This is a genomic window from Agaribacter marinus, from assembly GCF_030160655.1.
Lineage (GTDB): Bacteria > Pseudomonadota > Gammaproteobacteria > Enterobacterales > Alteromonadaceae > Glaciecola > Glaciecola marina.
Genome location: NZ_BSOT01000009.1, coordinates 1 through 23,397, shown reverse-complemented (window position 1 = coordinate 23,397; position 23,397 = coordinate 1). Strand labels below are relative to the sequence as shown.

Annotated in this window: 22 protein-coding genes; 14 read left to right on the top strand and 8 right to left on the bottom strand. The window is 40.9% G+C overall.

The genetic code is table 11. The features are described 5' to 3' along the window. Positions 1–3 precede the first annotated feature (3 nt). Entirely contained in the window at positions 4–390 is a 387-nt protein-coding gene (locus QQK00_RS15780) for a RidA family protein (RefSeq protein WP_284218608.1), read from the top strand. Positions 391–493: 103 nt separating this feature from the next. Here the strand turns inward: QQK00_RS15780 and QQK00_RS15775 are convergent, their stop codons facing one another. Continuing rightward, positions 494–1,144 (bottom strand): TetR/AcrR family transcriptional regulator, encoded by a 651-nt coding sequence (locus tag QQK00_RS15775; protein WP_284218607.1) that lies wholly within the window; start codon positions 1,142–1,144, stop codon positions 494–496. Positions 1,145–1,395: 251 nt separating this feature from the next. On the opposite strand from QQK00_RS15775, the gene QQK00_RS15770 reads away from it, so the two are divergent. Next, entirely contained in the window at positions 1,396–2,274 is an 879-nt protein-coding gene (locus QQK00_RS15770) for an NAD(P)-dependent alcohol dehydrogenase (protein ID WP_284218606.1), read from the top strand. A gap of 148 nt (positions 2,275–2,422) precedes the next feature. After that, the gene (locus QQK00_RS15765) at positions 2,423–2,809 is read left to right on the top strand and encodes a hypothetical protein (RefSeq protein ID WP_284218605.1); all 387 of its coding nucleotides are present in this window, start codon (positions 2,423–2,425) and stop codon (positions 2,807–2,809) included. Positions 2,810–2,833: 24 nt separating this feature from the next. Here QQK00_RS15765 and QQK00_RS15760 read toward each other — a convergent pair whose 3' ends face one another. Continuing rightward, the gene (locus tag QQK00_RS15760) at positions 2,834–3,238 is read right to left on the bottom strand and encodes a hypothetical protein (protein WP_284218603.1); all 405 of its coding nucleotides are present in this window, start codon (positions 3,236–3,238) and stop codon (positions 2,834–2,836) included. Between the two features lie 55 nt (positions 3,239–3,293). On the opposite strand from QQK00_RS15760, the gene QQK00_RS15755 reads away from it, so the two are divergent. Continuing rightward, a complete protein-coding gene (locus QQK00_RS15755) occupies positions 3,294–3,770 on the top strand; it encodes a MarR family transcriptional regulator (protein WP_284218601.1) in 477 nt (158 codons plus the stop codon). A gap of 12 nt (positions 3,771–3,782) precedes the next feature. On the opposite strand, the gene QQK00_RS15750 is transcribed toward QQK00_RS15755, so the two are convergent. Then, complete coding sequence (locus QQK00_RS15750; protein ID WP_284218599.1) at positions 3,783–4,373, bottom strand: beta-phosphoglucomutase family hydrolase; 591 nt, start codon at positions 4,371–4,373, stop codon at positions 3,783–3,785. Between the two features lie 138 nt (positions 4,374–4,511). Then, a complete protein-coding gene (locus QQK00_RS15745) occupies positions 4,512–6,854 on the bottom strand; it encodes a bifunctional diguanylate cyclase/phosphodiesterase (RefSeq protein WP_284218870.1) in 2,343 nt (780 codons plus the stop codon). Between the two features lie 269 nt (positions 6,855–7,123). Between QQK00_RS15745 and QQK00_RS15740 the strand changes: the two genes are divergently transcribed. The 3 genes from QQK00_RS15740 to QQK00_RS15730 all read left to right on the top strand — a co-directional run bounded on the left by QQK00_RS15740 (position 7,124) and on the right by QQK00_RS15730 (position 12,433). After that, positions 7,124–7,654 (top strand): TlpA family protein disulfide reductase, encoded by a 531-nt coding sequence (locus QQK00_RS15740; protein ID WP_284218597.1) that lies wholly within the window; start codon positions 7,124–7,126, stop codon positions 7,652–7,654. A gap of 354 nt (positions 7,655–8,008) precedes the next feature. Then, positions 8,009–9,463, top strand: a complete 1,455-nt coding sequence (gene gnd, locus QQK00_RS15735) for a decarboxylating NADP(+)-dependent phosphogluconate dehydrogenase (protein ID WP_284218596.1) — start codon at positions 8,009–8,011, stop codon at positions 9,461–9,463. Between the two features lie 354 nt (positions 9,464–9,817). Continuing rightward, positions 9,818–12,433 (top strand): TonB-dependent receptor plug domain-containing protein, encoded by a 2,616-nt coding sequence (locus tag QQK00_RS15730; protein ID WP_284218595.1) that lies wholly within the window; start codon positions 9,818–9,820, stop codon positions 12,431–12,433. Positions 12,434–12,511: 78 nt separating this feature from the next. On the opposite strand, the gene QQK00_RS15725 is transcribed toward QQK00_RS15730, so the two are convergent. After that, entirely contained in the window at positions 12,512–12,853 is a 342-nt protein-coding gene (locus QQK00_RS15725; protein WP_284218594.1) for a ribonuclease E inhibitor RraB, read from the bottom strand. Positions 12,854–13,189: 336 nt separating this feature from the next. On the opposite strand from QQK00_RS15725, the gene asd reads away from it, so the two are divergent. Next, positions 13,190–14,293 carry an aspartate-semialdehyde dehydrogenase gene (gene asd, locus QQK00_RS15720; protein WP_284218593.1) on the top strand — a complete coding sequence of 368 codons (1,104 nt, stop codon included), beginning with the start codon at positions 13,190–13,192 and terminating at the stop codon, positions 14,291–14,293. A 102-nt stretch (positions 14,294–14,395) separates the two neighbouring features. Here asd and QQK00_RS15715 read toward each other — a convergent pair whose 3' ends face one another. Both QQK00_RS15715 and QQK00_RS15710 read right to left on the bottom strand, forming a co-directional pair. After that, complete coding sequence (locus QQK00_RS15715; protein ID WP_284218592.1) at positions 14,396–14,716, bottom strand: hypothetical protein; 321 nt, start codon at positions 14,714–14,716, stop codon at positions 14,396–14,398. A 114-nt stretch (positions 14,717–14,830) separates the two neighbouring features. Then, on the bottom strand, positions 14,831–15,466 hold the full coding sequence (locus tag QQK00_RS15710) for a DNA-3-methyladenine glycosylase I (protein ID WP_284218591.1): 636 nt from the start codon (positions 15,464–15,466) through the stop codon (positions 14,831–14,833). A 334-nt stretch (positions 15,467–15,800) separates the two neighbouring features. On the opposite strand from QQK00_RS15710, the gene QQK00_RS15705 reads away from it, so the two are divergent. After that, a complete protein-coding gene (locus QQK00_RS15705; RefSeq protein ID WP_284218590.1) occupies positions 15,801–17,228 on the top strand; it encodes an amidohydrolase family protein in 1,428 nt (475 codons plus the stop codon). A 27-nt stretch (positions 17,229–17,255) separates the two neighbouring features. Here the strand turns inward: QQK00_RS15705 and QQK00_RS15700 are convergent, their stop codons facing one another. Further along, on the bottom strand, positions 17,256–18,122 hold the full coding sequence (locus QQK00_RS15700; protein ID WP_284218589.1) for an alpha/beta hydrolase: 867 nt from the start codon (positions 18,120–18,122) through the stop codon (positions 17,256–17,258). 162 nt (positions 18,123–18,284) lie between these two features. Between QQK00_RS15700 and QQK00_RS15695 the strand changes: the two genes are divergently transcribed. The 5 genes from QQK00_RS15695 (at position 18,285) to QQK00_RS15675 (ending at position 23,040) form a co-directional block, all read left to right on the top strand. Next, a complete protein-coding gene (locus QQK00_RS15695) occupies positions 18,285–18,662 on the top strand; it encodes a BlaI/MecI/CopY family transcriptional regulator (RefSeq protein WP_284218588.1) in 378 nt (125 codons plus the stop codon). Further along, positions 18,662–20,011, top strand: coding sequence for a M23/M56 family metallopeptidase (locus QQK00_RS15690; RefSeq protein ID WP_284218587.1), 1,350 nt, complete (start codon positions 18,662–18,664; stop codon positions 20,009–20,011). The genes QQK00_RS15695 and QQK00_RS15690 overlap by 1 nt, the downstream gene beginning before the upstream one ends. A gap of 299 nt (positions 20,012–20,310) precedes the next feature. After that, on the top strand, positions 20,311–20,496 hold the full coding sequence (locus QQK00_RS15685; protein ID WP_284218586.1) for a hypothetical protein: 186 nt from the start codon (positions 20,311–20,313) through the stop codon (positions 20,494–20,496). Positions 20,497–21,166: 670 nt separating this feature from the next. Further along, positions 21,167–22,405, top strand: coding sequence for an AAA family ATPase (locus QQK00_RS15680; RefSeq protein WP_284218585.1), 1,239 nt, complete (start codon positions 21,167–21,169; stop codon positions 22,403–22,405). Further along, the gene (locus QQK00_RS15675) at positions 22,402–23,040 is read left to right on the top strand and encodes an HNH endonuclease (RefSeq protein WP_284218584.1); all 639 of its coding nucleotides are present in this window, start codon (positions 22,402–22,404) and stop codon (positions 23,038–23,040) included. Before QQK00_RS15680 ends, QQK00_RS15675 begins: the two co-directional genes overlap by 4 nt. Positions 23,041–23,397 lie beyond the last annotated feature (357 nt).

The following is a 23,397-nucleotide window of genomic DNA, read 5'->3' as shown; positions in this document are numbered from 1 at the left end:
GTTATGTCACGTAAATTTATTTCAAGCGGTTCTCAATTTGAGGAACAAATAGGCTATTCTCGCGCAGTTATTGATGGTGATTACGTTTTTGTTTCAGGTACTACAGGATTTAATTATGAAACAATGTCAATTTCAGATAAGGTTATTGAGCAAGCTGAACAATGCTTTAAAAATATAGAAAAGGCGCGGCATGAGGCAGGTAGCAGTGTAAATGATATTGTTCGAGTCAATTACATTTTTCCAAAAAAATCTGATTTTGAACCTTGTTGGCCTATATTTAAAAAATATTTAGGTACTGCTAAACCTGCTGCAACGATGTTCATCGCTCAGCTCTATGATGATAAAATGAAATTGGAAATAGAAGTAACGGCTCGTTTAAAAAATGCCTAACAAGTATTATATATCTTTAAATCTTTGATTCCTTTCCACATGTTACGATGTGCTAGATTGCTACATGACAAAATTTTCGCTACCTATTTTTCAGGCCTAGTAGCTAGTGGTCTATACGCTCAAGACCCTCAAGGATCAGGTCGAGTACAAATCCAAACTCGTCGCTACCGCAACAATCTTCATTCAAGTGAGCCCGCACGTGCTCAGCCATATAAGGAAAGTCACCAGAAAGTTCTTTGAGAAATTCGTTGGCCAGTTCATCGAAATCGGCGTCAAGGACTTGTAAGTAACCAATCTCTTGCAATGTGAATCCGATGATGTGCATTGTTACTGCATGATATCCGCTGTAAACAAGCTTAGGCTCTAACCCAGCTTCGGTCAAAACCTGCAGAATAGCATCCATGTAACGGATACGCGCTGGGCCCGGCATTCGTAGTGACCACTGTGCAGGCGCCCATTTATGCCTCAATAGAACCTTATGGGCATTTGCCGCGCTGGCTCGCAAAGAACCTTTCCAGTCGTCATTGACCTGTGGTAGCTCAATTTCGCCTGCAACAATATCGACCATGCCAACTAGCATCTCTTCTTTGTTAGCCACATGGTTGTACAACGACATAACGCCACACCCCAGCTTGTCAGCAATCTTACGCATTGTGAGCATTTCGACGCCATGCTCATCTGCGTAAGCAATAGCGGCTTCAAGTATGCGCTGCTTACCTAAGGGCTTTACGAGTGTTGATGATTGAGTAGCCATTTACCGCAAAACTGTTAAATCAAGGTTGACAAACGTACCGCGTACGTTACTCTAAGTCAACAAACGTACAGTGTACGTAAGGCTAAAATAAATCTAATTCGGAGAGAGTAATGACTGTGCAGACATCTACTAGTGAACAAGATTTAGCTCACAACCAAGCAATCATGCGAGCTTCAACCATCGACCGATACGGATCGGCCGACGTTCTCACGCTGAAAAAGATTGAGCGTCCGAAATGCGGACCTGACGACGTGGTGGTTGCCGTTCGAGCAGCCTCAATAAATCCTTACGATTGGCATAACATGACGGGCACGCCACTACTTATGCGTATTGGTGGTGGATGGCAAGCACCAAAATCTAATTTGTTCGGTCTTGACGTGGCTGGCGTGATCGAATCAGTCGGTCGGAACGTCACCAAATTTGCTTTAGGTGATGAAGTATTCGGCTGTGCCGCGGGTGCCTTTGCCGAATACGTCAATGCAAATATTGACACACTCGTTCGTAAACCAAGTAATATTTCGTTCGAAGAGGCCGCAGCAGTTCCTGTCGCTGCGCTCACCGCTGTGCAAGGGCTTCGAGACCACGGACATCTCACACCCGGGCAACGCGTAATCATTAACGGAGCCTCTGGCGGCGTCGGCACGTACGCTGTGCAGTTGGCTAAGTATTTCGGCGCTGAAGTGACCGGCGTATGCAGTACAAAAAATGTTGAGATGGTGCGAGCACTCGGCGCGGATCACGTCATCGACTACATAATGGACGACTTTACCGCACGCGGTATTGAGTATGACCTTATTCTCGATAATATCGGAAATCGTCAGATATCCCACTACAAACGTTGCCTCACTCCCTCTGGTAGCTACATTGCAGTGGGTGCACCAAAAGGTCGGATATTAGGGCCTGTGCCGCATATGTTAAAAGCACTTTTAGCCTTTAAGTTCGGAACGCGCCATGCGGCTGTGTTCATGGCTCAACAAACCCCAAGTGATCTGGCACTGTTCAGCGAATTGCTCGAATCAGGCGCCATGCGATCTGCTATCGATACAATATATCCATTAGACGAAATAGCTGCCGCCTTCCGCCATCTAGAAACCGGCCACGCTAGGGGGAAGATTATCATTAAGGTATAAGCATGAAATAAGAATATTGTGCTAGTGGCATTGATTGTTACAGTTTCTAGAAACTCATATTTGAGGCATACTTGATAGACTTAGAGGATAACAACATTGCCATTGTTTATAGGCAAGACTTATATTTAGTCAATTAATAGGAAATAAAATGACCAGAGTCGTCTTTTTTTGCTTAATTATTGTTGGACTAATTAATTTTCTGCCACTTACCGGTATTCTTTCTGCCCAGAATCTAGAAAGTGCTTATGGCGTAGAGTTAAACACCAATGAGCTTATTATTCTTATGCGCCACCGAGCGCTCTTATTTGGCATTATAGGCAGTTTTGTAATTTACGCAGCTTTTTATACTTTTTACCAAACTATCGCTATGGTAATGGCTGGCATTAGCATGATTGGTTTTGTAATATTGGCCCACCTAACGGGTGAGTACAATGCAAACATCAATAACGTAATTACCGCTGACTATATTGGTATCGCTATACTAGCTGTCGCAGTAGGCACGCGGGTTTATATTCACAAATCTAATAAAAATTAAACCCGGCCGTTCACGCCCGAATATCTATGAATGTATTGCCTTACTGTGCGAAGCTCCCTTTCTTATATATAGCTGCAATACACCAAAAATACCTACCATTACTGCGACCGCACTAGCGGCAACAATACCATTTATGGTCGTAACCCAAAACCCCGCCATCATTAGCCCTAGCGATGCAATGACCCAAATAAAATCACCCATTGAAAAATACAGGACTAGTAGCTTATTGGGTAAAGCAAGGTTAGAAGCCCAAAGCAAGTGAAAGCCATTGAATACTAACGTGACACCTAGCACCATAACCACCGATTGAGGCGCAGGTGATGTACCACCAACGTACTCGGCGACGCTGCTTGGGTAAATAGAAAACAATAGTCCAAACACTAAGCAACTAAGCGCGTTTGCGCGCATAACGTTTTGTAGGCTTAACATAGTTAAACTCCCTGTGTATACTTGGTTGACATAACTATAAGCGCAGTATTTACCCATGTCAACCAGGTTTACACAAAGAGGCACACCTTTAGTTGAATCTCAGTCGTTGCAACTTATTCAATCCACATCTCAAGTAAACAACATTATTACAAAATACATTTCAAAGCGCTTAGTGGAAAAAGGATATACCTCACTCACTCCCTCCCTTTTATCGTTTCTTAGTATTCTGGAGTGTGGCGTAAACTATGGTGCTGAAATCGCCCGAAACTTGGGAGTAACAAGGCAGATGGTTGCCAAAACAGTTAAAGAACTTTGTAAGCTGCAATACCTTGAACAACGAGATGGTATTGGAAAACAAAAAGAGATTGTTTTTACGGAAACTGGGGAATATCTGATGGCAGATGCTAGGCTACTGTTGTCCGACATTGACGAAGTGTTAAATCAGCACCTAGGTGATGAAGGTGCTGAAAAAATGATTGCTAAAATCACAGCAATAAGTGACACAATTGATGACCGACTTAATGCCAAATAAATCTATAGACTATCAACCGGCTTTAGCTAACACGCCGTTGAGCACCATTATACAATCCATACCTGCGCGCGCGGCCGCTTCTCGTCCAATGTCTGTATCTTCGAATACTACGCAATCTTGAGGAGCGACACCGATATTTTTGGCGACCGTTAAGAACGTTTCGGGATCGGGTTTGCCATGAGTAACGTCAGAGGCCGAAACAACCGTGTCAAGATATGGAAGTAAACCTGTATTCTCAAGAAGCTCAAGCGCGTGTGCGCGTTCGGAACCTGTACCAACACCCATTGGCATCTTGCCATGTTTGTCTTTGAGAATGTCGACTGTCGCACTAATAGTATCGGGGTTGTGATCTAGCACTTGCCAATTCGCCTTTTTTAACGCGGCGATTTCTGATGGGTTATGAGCTGTGCCATGCTTTTCATTTAAACGCTTCGCAATATTTATAGTAGGTACGCCACCTAAGCTATACATGTAATTGCGATCGAATGGCAAACCAAACTGCTGACACGTTTGTTCCCATGCCTGTAAATGACTCCCCATAGAATCTATCAAGGTCCCGTCCATATCAAAGACAATGCCTTTATACTTACTTAAATCAATCATTATTATTTATGCTTACCAATGGTTAGTTGTTCGTATTGATATTTAGGCATTAGCCATAGTATTTAGGATGTTACCAAGGGATTATGACAACCGATAGTATTACTACGATAAATAATCTCGCCACGTTAGGATGCGATACTAATCCAAAGGTACCGCAGTAATTTCATAATTGTCATACCATTCAAGAAAATCTTCTGGCTTCATCGGGCGAGATAAAAAATAACCTTGAATAAGGTCGCAATCAAAGTCATTTAACAACATAAGGCTTTCTTTGTTTTCTACCCCTTCTGCGACAACACTTAAACCCAATTTATGGCCAAGGGCAATAGTCGAACTCACGATATCTTGATCTGCTTCACACTGGTCTAGTTTCATAATGAAGCTCTTATCAATCTTCAGCTCATCTATTGGTAGTTGCTTTAACTTAGACAAAGACGATTGCCCGATGCCGTAATCATCTACAGATACTTCGAATCCGAGTGATTTTAAGTAAGTTAAGCGCTCCACCACGAGTTCTTCATTTTCAACTAAATCTCGCTCAGTGAGCTCCAAGGTAATTTGTGCTGCAGATACATCATTTGTAGCCACCTTTTGCAATAAAAAATCAACAAAGTCGGGATGTTGAATATCTTGCGCAGATAGGTTAATCGATACCTTAAAGCTATACCCTTGCTTATGCCATTCCACCAATTGCTCGATAATTTTTGCAATTACCCAGCGTGTTAAGGTCACAATTAAACCTGACTGTTCCGCTAAGCCGATAAACACTTCTGGATTAACAAAATCTCCATTTTTGTTTATCCAACGAATTAATGCTTCTGCTTTATTGACCTTACGCCCTTTTAAATCCAACTTTGGCTGATAATTAAAAAACAGATCGCCATTATCTTCGTTAATGGCGTCTTTTAGTTCATCCAGCAATTGGAGGCGCGCCAAGTATTCTTCGTCTTCACCGTCGACATAATAGCGAATTCTGCTTTGTTCAGTCTTTGCAGAATTCATCGCGATAGCCACTCGGCGCAGAAGTGTTTCTGCATTGCAAGTACATGCCAAGGTATTGGTCACGCCCAAACGAAAATTTAAATTAATAGTCAAGTCATTGAATACATAAGGACGAGATAAGGCCCCGTTAAGATCTTGAACAATGTATGGCACTTCAGATTCTACATTGAAAGGAATTGAAATTAAGAAATCATCCGCCGCAATGCGCCCAGCATACGCTAGGCTAGAGTCTTCAAACCGCGTTAAATATTGCTCGAGTCTTTTTGCTACTAGGCGTAAGCATTTGTCACCGGCTTGAGGCCCCATGGTGTCATTTACCTGAGCAAATTGGCGAATATTAATACCCACGATAATAAAACTTTGTAGTTCGTTTATTGCGTTATCAATTTTTATTAGCAACATTCTGCGATTAAACAATCCCGTAAGCGCATCATGCTCTGCCTGAAACTTTATTTCCTGCTCGCGCTGCTGAATGGCATCGCCCATGGTGCTAAACGCATTGTTTAATTCAACAAACTCTGTCGAACTTGACTTTACTTTTTCATGAATAGAAAAGTTTCCTTTTCCAATCCGTTTAGTGACATCAATCAAGTTACTCAACGGCGTTGTTATCGTGTTCGATAACAATCTAGACAGCAAAATGGATACGAACAAAATGGCGCCGCCAACTAACAACATTGAGCGAATAAGTTGCTGGAATTCCTTTTTTTCTGCCGCAAGAGATGCTGACAAAATGGCGACCACCGCTTGGTTCTCAGCAAAATCGATTGCGCGGTTAGCAAAATCATTGTGCCGCCAAACATCGCTTTTAGTTTGCTGAGATAAGGCCGTAATTTCTGATGCGACCGCGATAGACTCAAAGCTAGTATTAACGATATTTGCACCTGAAAGCAGTGTAATATCGATCTCATTCAAACGTTTGAGTTCTTGCAATGCTTGCGTGTCAATTTTGAATCCAATTAAAGAATATGCGACGGTTCTAGGCGCTTTTACTGGCAATACAATTAACTGAAACACTTTGTCCTCAATCACTAAAATTTGTGTGCTTTGAGAAGAAAAAGATAAGGCTTTTACGGCAGCTTGTAACTTGTCTTTCGGAATATTGATGATACTACTGGTACTCATAATTCCGCCATGAATATCAGTAAGTACCATCAAATCGGCATTTATACGCTGCCCATGATTAAACAACACACTTTCGATAGTCGCATTATCTCGAGTAGCCACTGCCTGTTTAAAACCAAAGTCGGCCGTCAATACTCTCGCGGCAGTTTCAAGCAAGGAACCTTTAGCCGCCAAATACTGATTAATTACGTTCTCTGCCGTATTTAATCTGCGTTCAATATGAGCTGCACTATAATTGGCCGTTTGTAGCCAATATGAAGACATAAGCACGCCTGCGGTAATCGCAACCAAACATACGCTCAAAAACGTAATTTGCGCCTTTAAACTCAGACTTTTTACTTTATCGAAAAACATCTTCAAAGGTATTTCTCTTTATTAATGAATTACTTACATACATATAACACACAACGCAATACAGCCAGTGGTTGCACAATGGCACCATTGAAAATCGTTTGAGAAATCTTGTCGCATACTAATCAGGTGTATATTCGCTTGTTATATCTATTTACATGTTTTATCTGCATCGGCATGAAAATAAAAAGAATGAGTTGGGAATTAGAAATATTTCACTTTTGCTTGCGGTCTTATTCCATACGACTTTGCAAACCAATGCTAAGATAATTATGCCTAGAATACTTTTTACGCTATGGAAGCCGCTTTTAACGGCGTTAATACTTATGGCTGTGCATTCCGCCCATGCGCAAGAGAACAGTAAACCCGCACAGATGCCAGATTGGGTGTTGTATAAACAAGACGGTACGCTAGTAAAATCCAGTGATTACACAGGCAAACCGTTAATATTGCATTTTTGGGCGACATGGTGCCCGTATTGTAAACGCCTACAACCTGGTTTAGATGCAATACAAAAGAAGTATTCTGAAAAAGGCCTACATGTGTTAGCCGTAAGTCTAAAAGAGGAATCTGGTGCAAAACCGCAGTCTGAACTTGAAAGCAGGGGCTTAAGCCTGCAAACACTTGTTAACGGAGAATCACTGGGTATAGACCAATTAAACATCGACGGCACGCCCACTACCCTATTCATTGGACCAGATGGCAAAATACTAGGCTCGACAATGCAATCCGATCCTCAAGACCCTAAATGGGAGGCTGTAGCCAATTATTTAATCGGACTACAAGACGAAAAAAGCGACTAACCTCATATTCGTCTATGCATCTGCTTATATGTTATAAGCACATGCACAATTGAAAAGCACCTATGTTTATTGGTATTCTGCACGCCCGTTGAACAATCATAACTAAGACATTTCACGGGTTTCTGTCTTAGTTTATGTGTAAAAATATGCGCCGTGGTGTACAATTTACGATTAGCTTAACCATTAATTGAAGCTTAAGGGTTAATATAAGCATCCAAAATAAACGGGACATTAATAATGACAGAACACACGCTGTTTTATTAAACATAATTTTGGTTGCATGGGGCGATGCACTACACATCGTTAAGATACGCTTAGAAACTATTTCTAACTTACTGGACACGCAATAACGTTATGAAAGACAAGTCAGACATTGGACTTATTGGCCTCGCCGTAATGGGCGAAAATCTTATCCTAAACATGGCCAATCATGGATATACCGTCACCGCTTATAATCGTTCTACAGATAAAGTAGATAACTTTATTAACGGGCGTGCACAAGGTAAATCGATTCGTGGCGCCCAAAGTATCGAAGAATTCGTAGACTCATTAGCCAGTCCGCGTAAAGTTATGCTAATGGTTAAAGCTGGCCCATCGGTAGATGCCGTTATCGAACAACTGATCCCCTTGCTAGATCAAGGCGATATTATCATTGATGGTGGGAATACCCACTTCCCCGATACCAATCGTCGAGTGAAGTATTTAAAAGAGAAAGGGATTCAATTCATCGGTACTGGTGTTTCTGGTGGTGAAGAAGGTGCATTAACAGGCCCATCTATTATGCCTGGCGGTTCACCTGAAGCGTGGCCAGAAGTAAAACCTATTTTCCAACATATATCAGCAAAAGTTGACGACGGCGCGCCTTGCTGCGACTGGGTAGGTGAAGACGGTGCTGGACATTTTGTAAAAATGGTACATAACGGCATCGAATATGGTGATATGCAGTTAATTTGTGAAGCCTACCAAGTCATGAAAGAACTGCTTGGTATGAGTGCAGATGAAATTCATGAAGTCTTTGCCGAATGGAACAAAGGCGATCTTGACAGCTACTTAATCGAAATTAGCCGAGACATCATGGCGTATAAAGACGAAGACGGCGAACCACTCGTCGAAAAAATCTTGGATACGGCGGGTCAAAAAGGCACAGGGAAATGGACGGGTGTAGCTGCGCTTGAACTTGGCGTACCACTCACACTAATTGGTGAGGCTGTATTTGCGCGGTGCTTGTCTGCACAAAAAGAAGAACGCGTACTTGCATCAGAAACCATTTCTGGTCCTACGGCTATGTTCGAAGGCGATAAAGCAGCATTTATTGAAGACCTTAAACAAGCTGTATTTGCATCGAAAATCGTGTCTTATGCGCAAGGTTACATGTTAATGCGTGAAGCGGCAAAAGAGCACGGCTGGAATCTAAATTACGGTGGTATTGCGTTAATGTGGCGTGGTGGCTGTATTATTCGCTCTGCATTCTTAGGTAACATTAAAGAAGCCTTTGATAAAAACCCTGAGCTTACTAACTTATTACTTGATGACTACTTCAAAGATAAAGTAGAGGCGGCGCAAGCAGGTTGGAGAAGAGTGTCGGCATCGGCACTGTTAAATGGTATTCCAATGCCTGCAATTACGTCTGCGCTCAATTACTTTGACGGCTATCGCACAGCGCGTTTGCCTGCAAACTTATTGCAAGCACAGCGTGATTACTTTGGTGCTCACACATATGAGCGTTTAGATAAATCACGTGGTGAGTTTTTCCACACTAACTGGACAGGCCGCGGCGGTGACACTGCGTCAACCACTTACGATGTCTAATTAACGTTGAATAAGCACATTACAACAAACGGCCGATACATTGTCATCGGCCTTTTTTTGCCTTAAATTTTTTACTCTCTTTGGTATCCAACGGCTTACCTTATTTTCTTATCGCTTCATCGTAAATTGATACATACGTCTACTATCATAAGTCTAATCTATTAAAATTTATATTAAGTATTTCATATACTTATAACACTAAGAATAACTTATTCTATTTTGTAACAAAACGTAGCCACCCCATATATTCGATATATTAGCTGTGCTATAACTCTATACAGGAATAAGCAAATCAGCTTAATTCCTGCTGTATTTTCATATACTTACAAAATAAAAAATAAATAGGGAACTTACATGAAACAAACAATACGTAAGATAGCGCTGACCGCTGCAGCGGTCAGCCTAGCCTTAGGCCACAGCAATTTGATGGCTCAGGAAAGCAACAATGATGACAGTGTAGAACGCATAGCAGTCACAGGTTCTTTGATTAAACGAATAGATATGGAAGGACCATCACCACTTACTTCCATTGACGCAGCCCAAATAGAAAATACGGGCGTTACCGACCTTATTGGTTTATTTGCAAAACTTCCCATCTCTGGACAAGGCACATTTTCAACCCAAGGCAATAGCAGTGACGACACCGCAAATGGTGGTTCGAGTGTTTCACTAAGAGGTTTAGGAGCCGATTCAACGCTCATATTAATTAATGGCCGCAGAGTCTCTGTATCTCCCTTTGCCAAAGGCATCGATACGGCATTCGTTGATATCAACAATATTCCGATCTCGGCTATTAAACGCGTAGATATTCTTAAAGATGGTGCGTCTGCAACCTATGGCTCAGATGCAATAGCGGGCGTAATTAACATTGTGCTAAAAGATGACTTCGAAGGCGCTGAAGTATCCGCCCGAGTCGGTACAACGGCTGATGGCGGTGGTCAAGAACAAAACTTTTCGTTGGTATTCGGTAGCAACTCTGACAAAGTAAAGCACACCTTTATACTTGACTACTTTGATCGAGAAGAAGTCTTATATGCCGACCGCAGTTATTCTCGTTCAGCCAACCAAGCCGCCTTAAGACCCAACATAGCGGGCGCAGAAGATTTTAGAAGTTCTTCGGGTATCCCGGGTACTATTGCATTACGCTCAGATCCTACAAACCGCATTATCGATGAGTTTGGCGCTGACCGCTGCGCACCAGAAGATATCGATAGAGGTGCAAACCTTTGTCGCTATGACTATGCGCCGCACATGACTATGATCCCCGACGCTGAACGATTCAGCTTTAACTACCTGGGGCGCTATGAAATTTCAGATAGCTTGCGCGGGTATATAGATTTTAACGGTCAAAACTCAAAATCACTCGTAAGAGGTGCCGGTAGCCCAAGTTTTAATGAGCTATTTATGGACGGCGACAATGTAAATCACCCCTTCGCTGATATGCCGGACCACCCCTTCTTTATGCAAGACTTGACCATGCGCCGCAGAACCGTGGATATTGGAAACCGCGAAAAACGGGTGGATACGGATTATTTCCGCACGGTCATGGGTTTAAGTGGTGAAATTCAAGACTGGAGTTGGGATGCAGCATACAGCTATATAAAAAGTGAATCAGTTGAACGTGGTGTCGATGGCTTCCCTAATTCAAGACGTGCGCAAGAAGCGATTGATTCAGGTTTATGGAATCCGTTTGAACCGTCTACGAATACGCAAGAAGCGCTAGACTTCATTGAGACCGTTACCACACGTGTTGGTAAATCAACCAGTAAAACTTTAGATTTTACGCTATCTGGCGCGATTGCAGAAATGTCTGCCGGTGATTTAATGCTTGCACTTAAAGCAGAGTATCGAGAAGAAGCCATCGCCGACAACCCAGATGATCAATTCCTACGCGGGGACGTGTTTGGTACTGAGGCCACGCAAGCGAATGGTGATAGAGACAGCAAATCAGTAAGCGCTGAACTTGCCATTCCGCTACTAGATACCCTTGAAGTGCAACTGGCCGTGCGCTATGAAGATTACAGCGACTTTGGTACTACTACAGACCCTAAAGTGTCATTTTTGTATTCTCCGCTCGACAATTTGTCGTTTAGAGGCTCATATGGCACGGCATTTAGAGCACCGTCGCTGCATCAACTGGGCTTAGGACGCACTGACGAATCACCAAACTTAGTTGACACCTTGCGATGTGCCGCCGTCGACTTAGGTTGTTCTCCTGCAGAATATACAGCAATTTTTGCTGGAAACCCCGATCTTGGGCCTGAAGAATCATCTAGCTATAACCTTGGTGTTATATATGAAATCAACGAAAACCTAGACTTCTCACTCGATTATTATAGCTACGACATTGAGAATATTATCGATTCAGACACACAATTCGTGATTTCGAATTTTGGTACCGATCCTAGTGTTGTTGAACGTATCCCCACAGGCATAGCTAATGACCCGGGAGAAGTTGTTAGAGTGTTTGACTCGTTCCAAAACATTGGTGACCTAGATACTAGCGGTTTAGATTTTGATATTGGCTATCGTTTGCCATCAGATGTTGGCGACTTTAAATTTCGTTTCGCCATGAACTATGTATTGAAGTATGAAGAACTGCGACCTGATGCAAATGGCGGACAACGTTTAAGCTTACAAGAAGGCCAGTTTGAGCAGCCTGAAGTGCGCCACACAACATCTGTTGATTGGTCGCAAGATGACATTAGTGCCACACTGGCAATCAATTATATCGGCGAATTTGATGGCGATGCTGATTCAGGTTTTGGGGACAAAACGGTTGATTCGATGACGACTGTCGACCTTGTCGCTAATTACCGAGGCATCGACAATACAACATTGTCGTTAGGCGTAACAAATTTGCTTAACGAAGAACCTCCCTTTAGTCACCATGACTTTTTTGGCTATGTGAATACCGTTCATAGTGGTCAAGGTCGGTTCACCTATGTGAAAGCATCATACAAGTTCTAACACGAACATAAGCACATGCTATGTAAATTTTCGCATAGCGTGAATACGAAGGCAGGAGGATCTGCCTTCGTCCATATTCTAGCTTTCCTTCGCCACCGAACAACCCCAGCCTTCATACTTAACCGTATAGGTCTTTGCGAGCAAGGCCATTAGCACACTCGATTTCACCACACTGTGAAATTCAGTACAGTCAAAGCTAGTGCACTCTAGTACGAAGATGTCTGACTCAGGGTGTTTGTCAATTGATACACCGGAAAACCCCATGTGAAGCAAGTTATCCGCCAAGGGCACAAGAGCATCGTGAGCTTCGGCAACAAATGAATGGTCGATAATTCTCACTAACTCTTCGTCGTCACCGCGTGACTTTAACGCAGCAAGCGTTTCTTTATCTTTGGCGATCCGTTTTGTAATTATTTTCACACTGTTCTCCGGGTAGTATTTGAAAAGATATACGTTATCGACCCGCAGAATTATAGCCAGGTCTGACTTATCATCAATCAATTTAGATAATATCTACAGAACCTTACCATTCCTATGCTGCATGAATTATAAAAAAAGGGTCAGAAAACACGGTTGTATCGAAGTCCATTAGCCTTTATCCTTCGTGGCTTAAGAAAAACGCTCAAAACCTACTCAAATAACAAAATAAATAATGAGCATCTAGGCCTAAACATATAGCCCTAGTGAATTGCCAGTGCAGAAATGGCAAGGTTCGGTTTAGACGCACGAGTTAAATTGATTAAGGTAGTAAGAAGAATGAAAGTAGGATTTGTAGGTTGGCGCGGCATGGTTGGCTCAGTATTGATGGGGCGCATGCTTGAAGAGAATGACTTTGTAGGTATTTCGCCAGTATTTTTTACCACCTCAAATGTTGGTGGAAAAGCGCCAGAAGTCGGTGTTGAAGTACCGGTTTTGCAAGATGCATACGACTTAGACGCTCTTGCTAATTTGGATGCCATTATTTCGTGCCAAGGGGGTAGCTATACAAACAAGGTATTTGGTGACCTACGTGCTAAAGGCTGGGAAGGCTATTGGATAGATGCGGCATCTAGCCTACGTATGTCTGACGATGCCATTATTGTACTCGATCCTGTAAATGACCAAGTAGTTAAAGATGGCATTAAAAATGGCACCAAAAACTTTATTGGCGGTAACTGTACCGTTAGCCTGATGTTGATGGCCATTGGTGGTTTGTTCAACGAAGGGCTTGTTGAATGGGTGTCTTCTATGACCTACCAAGCAGCAAGCGGTGCTGGTGCTAACAATATGCGAGAGTTAATTCGTCAAATGGGCGAAATAAACGCCGCTGTCGCTGACGACCTTGAAAACCCATCAACCGCCATTTTAGATATCGATCGCAAAGTAGCCGACGCAATGCGAAATGATTTGACCACGGATAATTTCGGCGCGCCATTAGCAGGTAGCTTATTACCCTATATCGATACGCAGTTAGAGAATGGTCAAAGCCGTGAAGAATGGAAGGCAGAAGCAGAAACCAACAAAATCCTTGCAAGCGAAACACCGGTGCCCATTGATGGCATATGTGTACGTATAGGTGCAATGCGTTGTCATAGCCAAGCACTTACTATTAAGTTGAAGAAAGATGTACCGCTTGAAGAAATCGAACGCATCCTTGCTGACGCAAATGACTGGGTTAAAGTCGTGCCAAACGACCGCGATGCCAGTTTAGAAGAGCTAACACCTACTAAAGTCACCGGCACATTGTCAGTGCCCGTTGGTCGTTTACGTAAGCTATCTATGGGACCAGAATACATAACTGCTTTTACCGTAGGTGATCAGCTGTTATGGGGTGCGGCAGAGCCACTAAGGCGTATGTTGAATATTTTACGCAGCGCGTAATATGTATTTGTAATACACCGCAATAGACAAGTGCTGTTGCGGTGTATTGAGTCCGAGCGCCCAGAGACCTGAATATCAAATGATGTTTGCGCCAAGCAAGTTTTATTTGGGTCGTTTAAGTGCCTGTAAACTAAAGGCCTTGCTCAGTGGCATTATCACTCGTTCAGGGCCGACAACCTGTCCTAATTTGTGTTGATTCCAATCCAGTACGAGCACTATGGAACCCTTGCGTAGCTTGCCCTGCCACTTGTTGATTGACGCATCGAAATCACGGTAATCAGTTACTAATTCCCAACCATCACAACGATACGCGCTGAGGATGTCAACAAAGGTATCACCTTGAATATCCTGAATAATATTCAAATTTTCAGAGGAAAATTTATGCGCGACATACTTCTTTTTTATTGATTTTAGTATACCCATTTTACCAAGCAGTTCCGTCCTTGCTATGTTTTATGTCTTTATATCTGTATTGACACCAACATGCTTTAGCAAAAAGTTCCTAAAAACATAAAAGGTAAATGCTATTTAAGCGCCTTAATTGTCCTGATGTGGCGGGTATTTAGCACTCGGACGGACTAAAGCCCCTCGCAACTGTCTCGATTTAGCATGGCTATGACAATCGAGGCAATGGTCGTTCACCATCCCCATCGCCTGCATAAATGCATACATAGTGGTAGGCCCTACAAACTTCCAACCTCGCTTTTTCAACGCTTTTGACAAGGCGACAGACTCGTCGCACGTGGCCATGACTTCAGGCTCGATACTTTCGTCGCGTGACGGTTCAAATTGCCAGAAAAAAGCAGCAAGTGAGCCAATCTCTTTAATGAGCGTCTGAGCACATTTTGCGTTGTTAATAACGGCCTCTATTTTGCCTCTATGCCTGACAATACCCGCATCTTGTAGCAGCCGTTCAACATCTTCTTGGGTAAACATCGCCACTTCATTAAAATCAAAATTAGCAAAGGCAGCTCTAAAATTTTCACGCTTGACCAGGATTGTTCGCCAACTTAAGCCAGATTGAAACCCTTCCAAACAAATCTTTTCAAATAAGCGCTGATCATCTACTACTGGATAGCCCCACTCGTCATCATGATAGTCTTGATATTCTTGGGTTGCCTCACACCATGTGCATCGGCGCTTGTTGTCTTCACCTAAAAACGTGTTGCTCATTTATGTATTTGCCTTAAATACCTCAGGGTCATGAATTTAGAATTCATAGTTTTAGAATATTTGACTGACGAATGTTTTTTTATATCTCGCGAAGTCAAGTTCATCGAGCTTAACATATCTGATCAGTATGCCAAGAACGAATAATGCGAACAGTAGTAGGCGAATCAAACGAATGTTGTGAATCATGCGTCACGCCGCTCACTAATAAAGTAACGTAATATATGTTTTTTGGAAACTAAATATAAACGTTTACACGGGAGTATTATCCAACTACAAACCATTGGCTTAGCTTTAACGTCTAATTAGCTTTCAACCCTATAGACGCTGAGCAATAATGAAAACAACGACTTTTTTAAACGCACTTTTTGTATTCTTACTAAGTATATTCTCCGTAACTTCGCCTTTGGTAAATGCCGCACTACCGCCCGAAAATAACCTATTTAACGAACAAACCTTTGCCATAAAAAACGTAAATATACATACAATGGTGAAAGGAAAAGAAGCACTAATAAATACAAACATCGTCATAAAAAACAAAAAAATCGTATCTATTGCTGAGCCGATACCGGATAACATTTTAGTCATCGATGGACGTGGTAAATGGTTAATACCCGGCCTTATTGACATGCATGTGCATGGTGTTGCCGATTTCAATTTTGGCGAGGACGAACTCAACAGAGAAACAAACTTATTTTTTGATACACAAGACGTGATGACGCCGTACATTGCTAACGGCGTTACGACAATATTTGACTTAGATGCTCGACCAGAAAATTTTGCACAACGAAATGAAATAAAAAAAGGAAACGTCATTGGTCCAAGAATCGCGTTGGCCAAGTTCATAGATGGCGGTGAAGGCATAAACAAAGTCAATAGCCCTGTTGAAGGCAGACTGGCCGTCAGACTAGCGAAATTTGATGGTTATGGATTTATTAAAGTGTATTCGTTTTTAAATATTGCCACTTACGAAGCGATTATTGATGAAGCTCAACAACTTGGGATGAAAGTAGTCGGGCATATTCCAATAAGTTTCAAAACACGAATCAATGACGCGTTTATCCCGCACTTCGGTATGATTGCTCACGCCGAAGAACTTGCAAGATGGGCAAAAAAGAATACAGACGAAGAAGCCTTGCGACTCGCCACGTTGGTGAAAAATAACAATACTTGGGTCACGCCCACACTCACCGTAATGGATTGGATAACTAAGCAAGCAAGAACACTAGACGATATTAAACAACTATCATCATTGAAATATTTACACCCTATTTTTCAAGATAAGTGGATAAATAACAATTCTTATCAATCTTCACCCGAGTTCATCGCTCATGTCGACCGTATTGCTGATTTTAATAAAAAGCTAGTTCGCGCCTTAAAGTCTCTTGATGTCCCTATTGTTTTAGGTACAGACGCAATGGTCTCTGGAGTAATGCCTGGATTTTCAGTCCATGACGAGTTAAAACTCCTTGTTGAAGCCGGTCTTACGCCTAAGGAAGCACTCAACTCCGCAACGAATTTAGCCGCACAATGGTTGGGTATTCATAAAACATCGGGCACCATTGAAGTAAATAAAATAGCTGATTTAATATTACTCAACTCAAACCCCTTTATAGACATCTCAAATACCACTGACATCTATGGAGTCGCAGTAAACGGGCGTTGGCTTAGCGACAAAATAATTGATTCTATGCTCAAAAATTTAGCCGCAAAGAACAAGCAATCACAAGGTAAATATGAATGGGGGAAACGCGCAGCATATTGACGTGTATCCATACAGGCGTATTGACAATCAAGGTAAGCTCAACTGTTTATATATGAACATTAGTCCTTTGGACAAACCCACTGGATAAGTCGAATAATGGTCCGTGCCGTTAACAACGTCTTCTTCTAAGGTTAACCCTTGATAGTCTCTGGAACGTAACTGCTTAACAAACTTAACTTGGCCGTTCACCATGTTATGGCGCATACCATGCTTTAAGGTCTCTAATGCGCCTGTAGCAAAATACACATTCGCGTCTAACAATTTACTTTTTGAAAAAAATTTCTTCTCTACATCAAAAATCCAATTGTTTTTGTACCAAAGTGAAGGACTAGTTAATATGTAGTTAGAAAATAAATCTGGCTTCGTAAGTAACACCCATGTGCCAAATGATCCTCCGAGCGAATGCCCTGATAAAATTCTTTGATCTGAATTTGCTCGATAATTGTCTTCTATATATGAAATAACTTCATCCTCAAAAAACTCTAAATAGCTTGGCGCACCACCTGTTTTATATTTTGTCCAAGTGTCATCAACGACGGGTGTAAGATCGCGTACTCTGCTGTACTGACCGTTTTCGCCGTGTGCAAAAGAAACACCCACAACAATTACTCTATCCATTTCACGAAAATGAGTGACGCCCGCAGCGACCTTGAATGTATGCGGGCCGTCATTCAAATAAAGTACAGGATATTTCTTAAGTCTACTTTTCTCCCAAAAATAGTCATGAGGTAGTTTAATGAACAAATCATATTTTCTGCCTAACACCGTAGAATCAATAGTTACTACTTTGCTGTTCACAATCTGAAAACCATCACTTTCTGCCAAGAAAGCTTTGCTAACGCCTGTATACAGAAGAAGAAACAAGGCAACACGCCGCACAAAAGACAATTTCATAAGTTTTTTCCTTTATCTAAATTTTATAAGTTTATTGTTAGCATTTAGTTGCGGTATGCCCAACACTTATCACAAAACCCAAAGTGTGACATATGTCACATAGTTGTTTTTTAACATACATGACGTTAAAATGCGACACAAGTCACAGATAAAGACAATCATATGACACCCAATTCAACCGAGTTAGAAATACTGAAGCTGCTCTGGAAAAAGCAACCTCAAACAGCTAAAGAAATCCATGTGCATCTAAGCGTAAAGTATGGGTGGTCATATTCATCTACACGTAAAACATTAGAAAGAATGGGCAACAAGGGAATTTTGGAAATTGATTCATTGGGCAACAAAAAAACGTTTAAAGCACTACTCGAAAAAATACCTACGCTAGCATCTTGTATGCAGGCATTTGCAACTAATGTCCTCGAATTAGATGAGCCACTCCCAGTTTCGATGTTTGCTGACAGTCGTTTAATAAGTAGAGAGGAAATCGATGAGCTAGCGGCGTTATTGAATCAATCGTCTGGAGATGAAAAGGAAAGCTAGTGGATTCTTCAGTTATTCAATTCATTGTAAATAGCGTTTTTCCTTGGCTTTTATTTTCCAGCGTTGTCTACGTCTGCTCGTCATATTTGACTAAGCGTAACAATATCTCACCTAATATTTGGTGGTTTACACTCTTCGCCAGTTTTTTGCCCTTTATACCTTTTTCGGTTGATTTCGGGACGATAACGATTCCCCACCTTGAATACATAAATTCAAGCTTGGAAAATGCCCAGGTAGTAAAACAAGCCAGTATCACTCACGCGAGTTTGAACAATGCGGATTTAATCGCAATTGCATTAATATTTATGTATCTTTGTTTTACCTGTATAAAACTAGCCCGATTGATGGCAGTTTGGCAAAAACTCACAAGTATTTCACACGCCTCCGAGTTAATTAATGCTCTGCCAAGTTATAAAGCTAAAGTTGCAATTTCCTCTCATAACCACAGCCCTTTTGTATTCGGCGTTACCACGCCTCAAATCATATTGCCACACTATTTCAATTCGCTAGAAAAAGAGCAACAAAGCATTTTGCTTAAACATGAGCTGACGCATATTGCAAACAACGATCACATTGCCATTCTCTTGTGGAGAATATTGAGCACTCTCATGTGGATAAATCCATTTATAAAAAAAATGGAATGGCAATTCATAAGGGCTATTGAACACAGATGTGATAAGCATACTATTTGCCGGTTTAACCTAAATAAATACGACTATGCGAAAACGCTACTACAATCACTAAAAAGAAGTACGCAATTTGATAGCAGTAAGCCGGTCGCGCAATTTAACTCAGGTGCACTTTGTGCTGACGATTATAAAACCAGGCTTACAAACATAGTTGGCTCAGCAAATACAAGTCATCTCAAATTAACTATAACCTTCTGTTCTGCGATACTTGTCATTACTGGTCTATACATGTTCATAAAAGAATCTGCGGGAACAGATAAGTTGACTTGGCAACCCCCACTAAAGGGCCATACGGTAAGTTCTCCGTTTCGCAGTGTAGATAAAATTCGGAATTACAAACCGCATCAAGGGGTTGATTATATTACTAAAAATGATAGTTCTGTACTTTCTGTCGCAGAAGGGATTGTCGTTGTTGCAGATAACAAAACCTTAGATCCTAACTATGGAAATACTGTAGTAATTCAGCATAAAGGTGGCTATCAAAGCCTGTATTCACATTTGAAGTCTATCAAAGTCAAGGCTGGTACTTGGGTTAGCTCACAGCAAGACATTGGCGTAATAGGCAAGACAGGAAAAACGACAGGAGTGCATCTTCACTTTGAAATCATCAGAGATAATCAAAGAATTGATCCTAGTGTAGTATTCAATACAAACATATAAGAATGTGTGCGCTTGTCAAACTAAAAAGGCCCCTAAAAAATAGGGGAGGGCGTTCAATAATCTGTGTCCTCTGCATTTATGTGTTATGTGTGTCTCGAGCATCTTAGTTAAGTAAAAATAAGAGTTACCCATGAAATACTATTAGCGTATTTACCCCCACTCGTTAGCGGTTGCTCGCTACGGTATATGTCACCTTCATAGGCGCTTTACTTTTAGGTCACATCGGTCAAGACACTCTAGTCTAATTTCTGAATGCATTAAGTTTAGCTGGGTATAACAAGCTAGCCGAAGATTTACGTGTGGAGGAAGATCCCGGCGTATTCATAGGTGCTGGGTTTGATATTGATGTAAATAATTGGTTTATCGGTGGCGAGTATACTTACGCTACTACTGAAGATTCTATTTTTCCGGAAACTACAGCATACTATATTAATGCTGGCGTACGTTTCGGAAAAGTTACACCTTTCATCATTTTTGAAGATTGACATTACCATTTGTGAAGCGTGCACAGAGACGAATGTAAATATAGTCGCCTGCATTACAGAGGTTGCCGTCATCCAAAAGATACTCTCGCATTTGGATCAACAAGTTCCACCGACAACGGCCAATTTGTGCAGAGCGCCCCCACTTATTGAGTCAAAACAAATAACGGCAATTAACGATTACGTTATTCAGAGAGATTTCAACTTTGGCGCTTAAAAACCATACCATCAATACAGCTTGAACATTAATATGTTGAGGCACTACCTTTGACATGTTACGAAAAATATTTCAGTGCCAATAGTCAGTACACTTAGCCATCTGGAGGATATTTAGTTCACTTCTTTATTGCAAGACTTCAATTTGCATCACATGAAACAAGCCTTAAAGTCAGCTGTAAAAGAGGATAGTAAATAGCGTTAATCTTTCTCATACTCTCGATAAACAAAGTGGTTGGATAAAAAGCAGTTGGTTTGATGAAGACCCTCTGATGAAGCTGAAGGGGATTGTTTACAAAGGTATTGACATCATAACTCGGTTTCACGTTTGGTCTATTGAACGAAGAAATATGTTTGAAAATAGTGCTTTTTGCTCTAACTTGGAGTTCTGTAAATAACTGTACTATTGGTCACTAACTGCTAATATCGAAAAATTGAGAATAAATATAGGTTAGGTATGTTTAAAAGAATAAAAATCGGCAATTGGAGGCAATTTAATAAAATAGATATCGAATTTCATCCTAATCTTACAGTGATTACCGGAGCCAATGGGGCAGGAAAGACTACAATTCTAAGCGTTTTGAGTAGGCATTTTGGTTGGAACATACTATTCGCAAGTACTCCTCGTAAGGCGAAAAAAGGAATATTAGACTATCTTACTGGTTTAAGTACTAAACATGACAATAAGACACTCCCCTCGAATCAAAATCAAATTAAAATAGGGGAAATTTTTTATTCTAATACCGAAAACCATGGTCTTCTATCAGTACCAAAGTCTGTGCAGCAACAATATAATATTCACATCGAAAACCAGCAGCCGGTACAAGGCATATATATTTCTTCACATCGACCAGTTTACTTTTACCAACAAGTACAAACTATACCAGCCAAACTCGATGCCAAGAATCAGATATTAGATAAATACTTAAATGAACTGAAACAAAGATATAGCTTTAACGCTAGAAATACTTCTGCAAGCTTTAGAATTAAAGAGGCAATAATATCTTTAGCAACATTTGGCTACGGTAATGAGGTAGTTGCAAGAGATGATGAAGCTGTCGAAATGTTTGAAGGTTTCCAACAAGCGCTAAGGACGATCTTACCAAAGTCTTTAGGGTTCCAAAAAATTATCATCCATATGCCAGAAGTATTATTCGAAACTGAGACTGGAAGCTTTTCTTTTGATTCAGTTTCTGGAGGAATAGCATCGTTAATTGACGTGACCTGGCAGATATTTATGGCTTCTATGGTATATAGTAATTTCGTAATAGTAATGGATGAGCCAGAAAACCACCTTCATCCAAAACTTCAAAGGTCTCTTCTACCAAGTTTAATTAAAGCATTTCCATCAGTACAGTTCATTATCTCAACTCACAATCCTTTTATGGTTACTTCAGTACCAGATTCAAATGTTTATATGTTGGATTACAACAATTTTAGAAAAGTAGATAGTTCGCGACTAGATTTGCTAGACAGATCTGGCTCATCCAATGAAATTCTTAGAGATGTTTTAGGTGTAGAAACTACCTTGCCGCTCTGGGCGGAAGAAAAAATTGAATATACCGTTCAGAAACTAAAAAATCAACAAATCAGCGAAACACTTCTTAAAGAACTTAAAGTCGAACTCTCAAGAATAGGTCTGAGTGATTATTTTCCTGAAGCGTTAGATAAAGTTATGGGTTCAAATGGTAGATGATAAAAATAATAAAAGGAAATAAACCTGAAATTCTTGAAATAAACGAGCAAATTTGGACTGAAGAATACATCAAGTTAATGAATGGAGATGAATCAATTCCTAAAATCGCTAGATTTAGATATCGCCACAAAGACATAAAAAGTGCACTTAGAGACGAAGCTAATGACAAGTGTATATTCTGTGAGAGTAAAATATCTCACACATTCCCGGGCGAGACTGATCATATTATTCCAGCTTCGAAAGATTATAATCGAATTGTAGAATGGACAAATCTTGGTTATGTCTGTAAAGAGTGCAACATGAATAAGTCAGATTACCATGATTTAAATATACCCTTATTAAACCCTTTTATAGACTCGCCAAATGATTCCCTGATTTTTTTTGGACCACTAGTGCTAGCAAAAGGGGGGAGCGTAAGAGGTCAAATTACAGTCGATTTACTTGATTTGAGTCGTCCAGCAATAATTGAGAGGAAAAAAGAAAGAATTGACAGAGTCAAGGCACTTTTAGATAGAGCGCTAGCTTTTCCTGAAGGAGATGCAAAAAATTTCTTAATGCGTAAGGTTCATGACGAAGCTTTAGCTGATAAAGAGTATTCTGCAACAATTAAAGCGTATTTAACACACGCTATCTAGCTAACAAAAATTAGCATTTTTGAAAACATATCAGCTCTTAATCTCTAATTAATGTTTCTTTACTTTGCTAGTGAATGAGTAAAGCTAGCTTTATATCTGCTATATATTAACATTATTGCGAAATTAGAAGCGGAAAAGTGATGCTTAAAAACGCTTCCCCAACAGGCTTGAAAGTAACTATTCGCCTTCCGTACGGAAATTAAAATTATTTGCTTGTGAACGCTTAAATTCTAGCTCATCGCACTCACCAGGGTTCAGCCTATTTTATGCAGGATTTACTTCACAGAGTGCTTATGTAATCCTCCCCGAAAAAAGTAGCACTTATAACTAGAAAATTCCGCTAATATATCAGCAAAG

Excerpts from the sequence above, each read along its gene's own strand:
- QQK00_RS15675 (WP_284218584.1), top strand. The coding sequence starts at position 22,402 with ATGATAAAAATAATAAAAGGAAATAAACCTGAAATTCTTGAAATAAAC.
- QQK00_RS15780 (WP_284218608.1), top strand. The coding sequence starts at position 4 with ATGTCACGTAAATTTATTTCAAGCGGTTCTCAATTTGAGGAACAAATA.
- gnd (WP_284218596.1), top strand. The coding sequence starts at position 8,009 with ATGAAAGACAAGTCAGACATTGGACTTATTGGCCTCGCCGTAATGGGC.
- QQK00_RS15700 (WP_284218589.1), bottom strand. The coding sequence starts at position 18,122 with ATGAAATTGTCTTTTGTGCGGCGTGTTGCCTTGTTTCTTCTTCTGTAT.
- QQK00_RS15745 (WP_284218870.1), bottom strand. The coding sequence starts at position 6,854 with ATGTTTTTCGATAAAGTAAAAAGTCTGAGTTTAAAGGCGCAAATTACG.
- QQK00_RS15710 (WP_284218591.1), bottom strand. The coding sequence starts at position 15,466 with ATGAGCAACACGTTTTTAGGTGAAGACAACAAGCGCCGATGCACATGG.
- QQK00_RS15730 (WP_284218595.1), top strand. The coding sequence starts at position 9,818 with ATGAAACAAACAATACGTAAGATAGCGCTGACCGCTGCAGCGGTCAGC.
- QQK00_RS15740 (WP_284218597.1), top strand. The coding sequence starts at position 7,124 with ATGCCTAGAATACTTTTTACGCTATGGAAGCCGCTTTTAACGGCGTTA.
- QQK00_RS15750 (WP_284218599.1), bottom strand. The coding sequence starts at position 4,373 with ATGATTGATTTAAGTAAGTATAAAGGCATTGTCTTTGATATGGACGGG.
- QQK00_RS15715 (WP_284218592.1), bottom strand. The coding sequence starts at position 14,716 with ATGGGTATACTAAAATCAATAAAAAAGAAGTATGTCGCGCATAAATTT.
- QQK00_RS15760 (WP_284218603.1), bottom strand. The coding sequence starts at position 3,238 with ATGTTAAGCCTACAAAACGTTATGCGCGCAAACGCGCTTAGTTGCTTA.
- QQK00_RS15680 (WP_284218585.1), top strand. The coding sequence starts at position 21,167 with ATGTTTAAAAGAATAAAAATCGGCAATTGGAGGCAATTTAATAAAATA.
- QQK00_RS15705 (WP_284218590.1), top strand. The coding sequence starts at position 15,801 with ATGAAAACAACGACTTTTTTAAACGCACTTTTTGTATTCTTACTAAGT.
- QQK00_RS15765 (WP_284218605.1), top strand. The coding sequence starts at position 2,423 with ATGACCAGAGTCGTCTTTTTTTGCTTAATTATTGTTGGACTAATTAAT.
- QQK00_RS15775 (WP_284218607.1), bottom strand. The coding sequence starts at position 1,144 with ATGGCTACTCAATCATCAACACTCGTAAAGCCCTTAGGTAAGCAGCGC.
- QQK00_RS15695 (WP_284218588.1), top strand. The coding sequence starts at position 18,285 with ATGACACCCAATTCAACCGAGTTAGAAATACTGAAGCTGCTCTGGAAA.
- QQK00_RS15755 (WP_284218601.1), top strand. The coding sequence starts at position 3,294 with ATGTCAACCAGGTTTACACAAAGAGGCACACCTTTAGTTGAATCTCAG.
- asd (WP_284218593.1), top strand. The coding sequence starts at position 13,190 with ATGAAAGTAGGATTTGTAGGTTGGCGCGGCATGGTTGGCTCAGTATTG.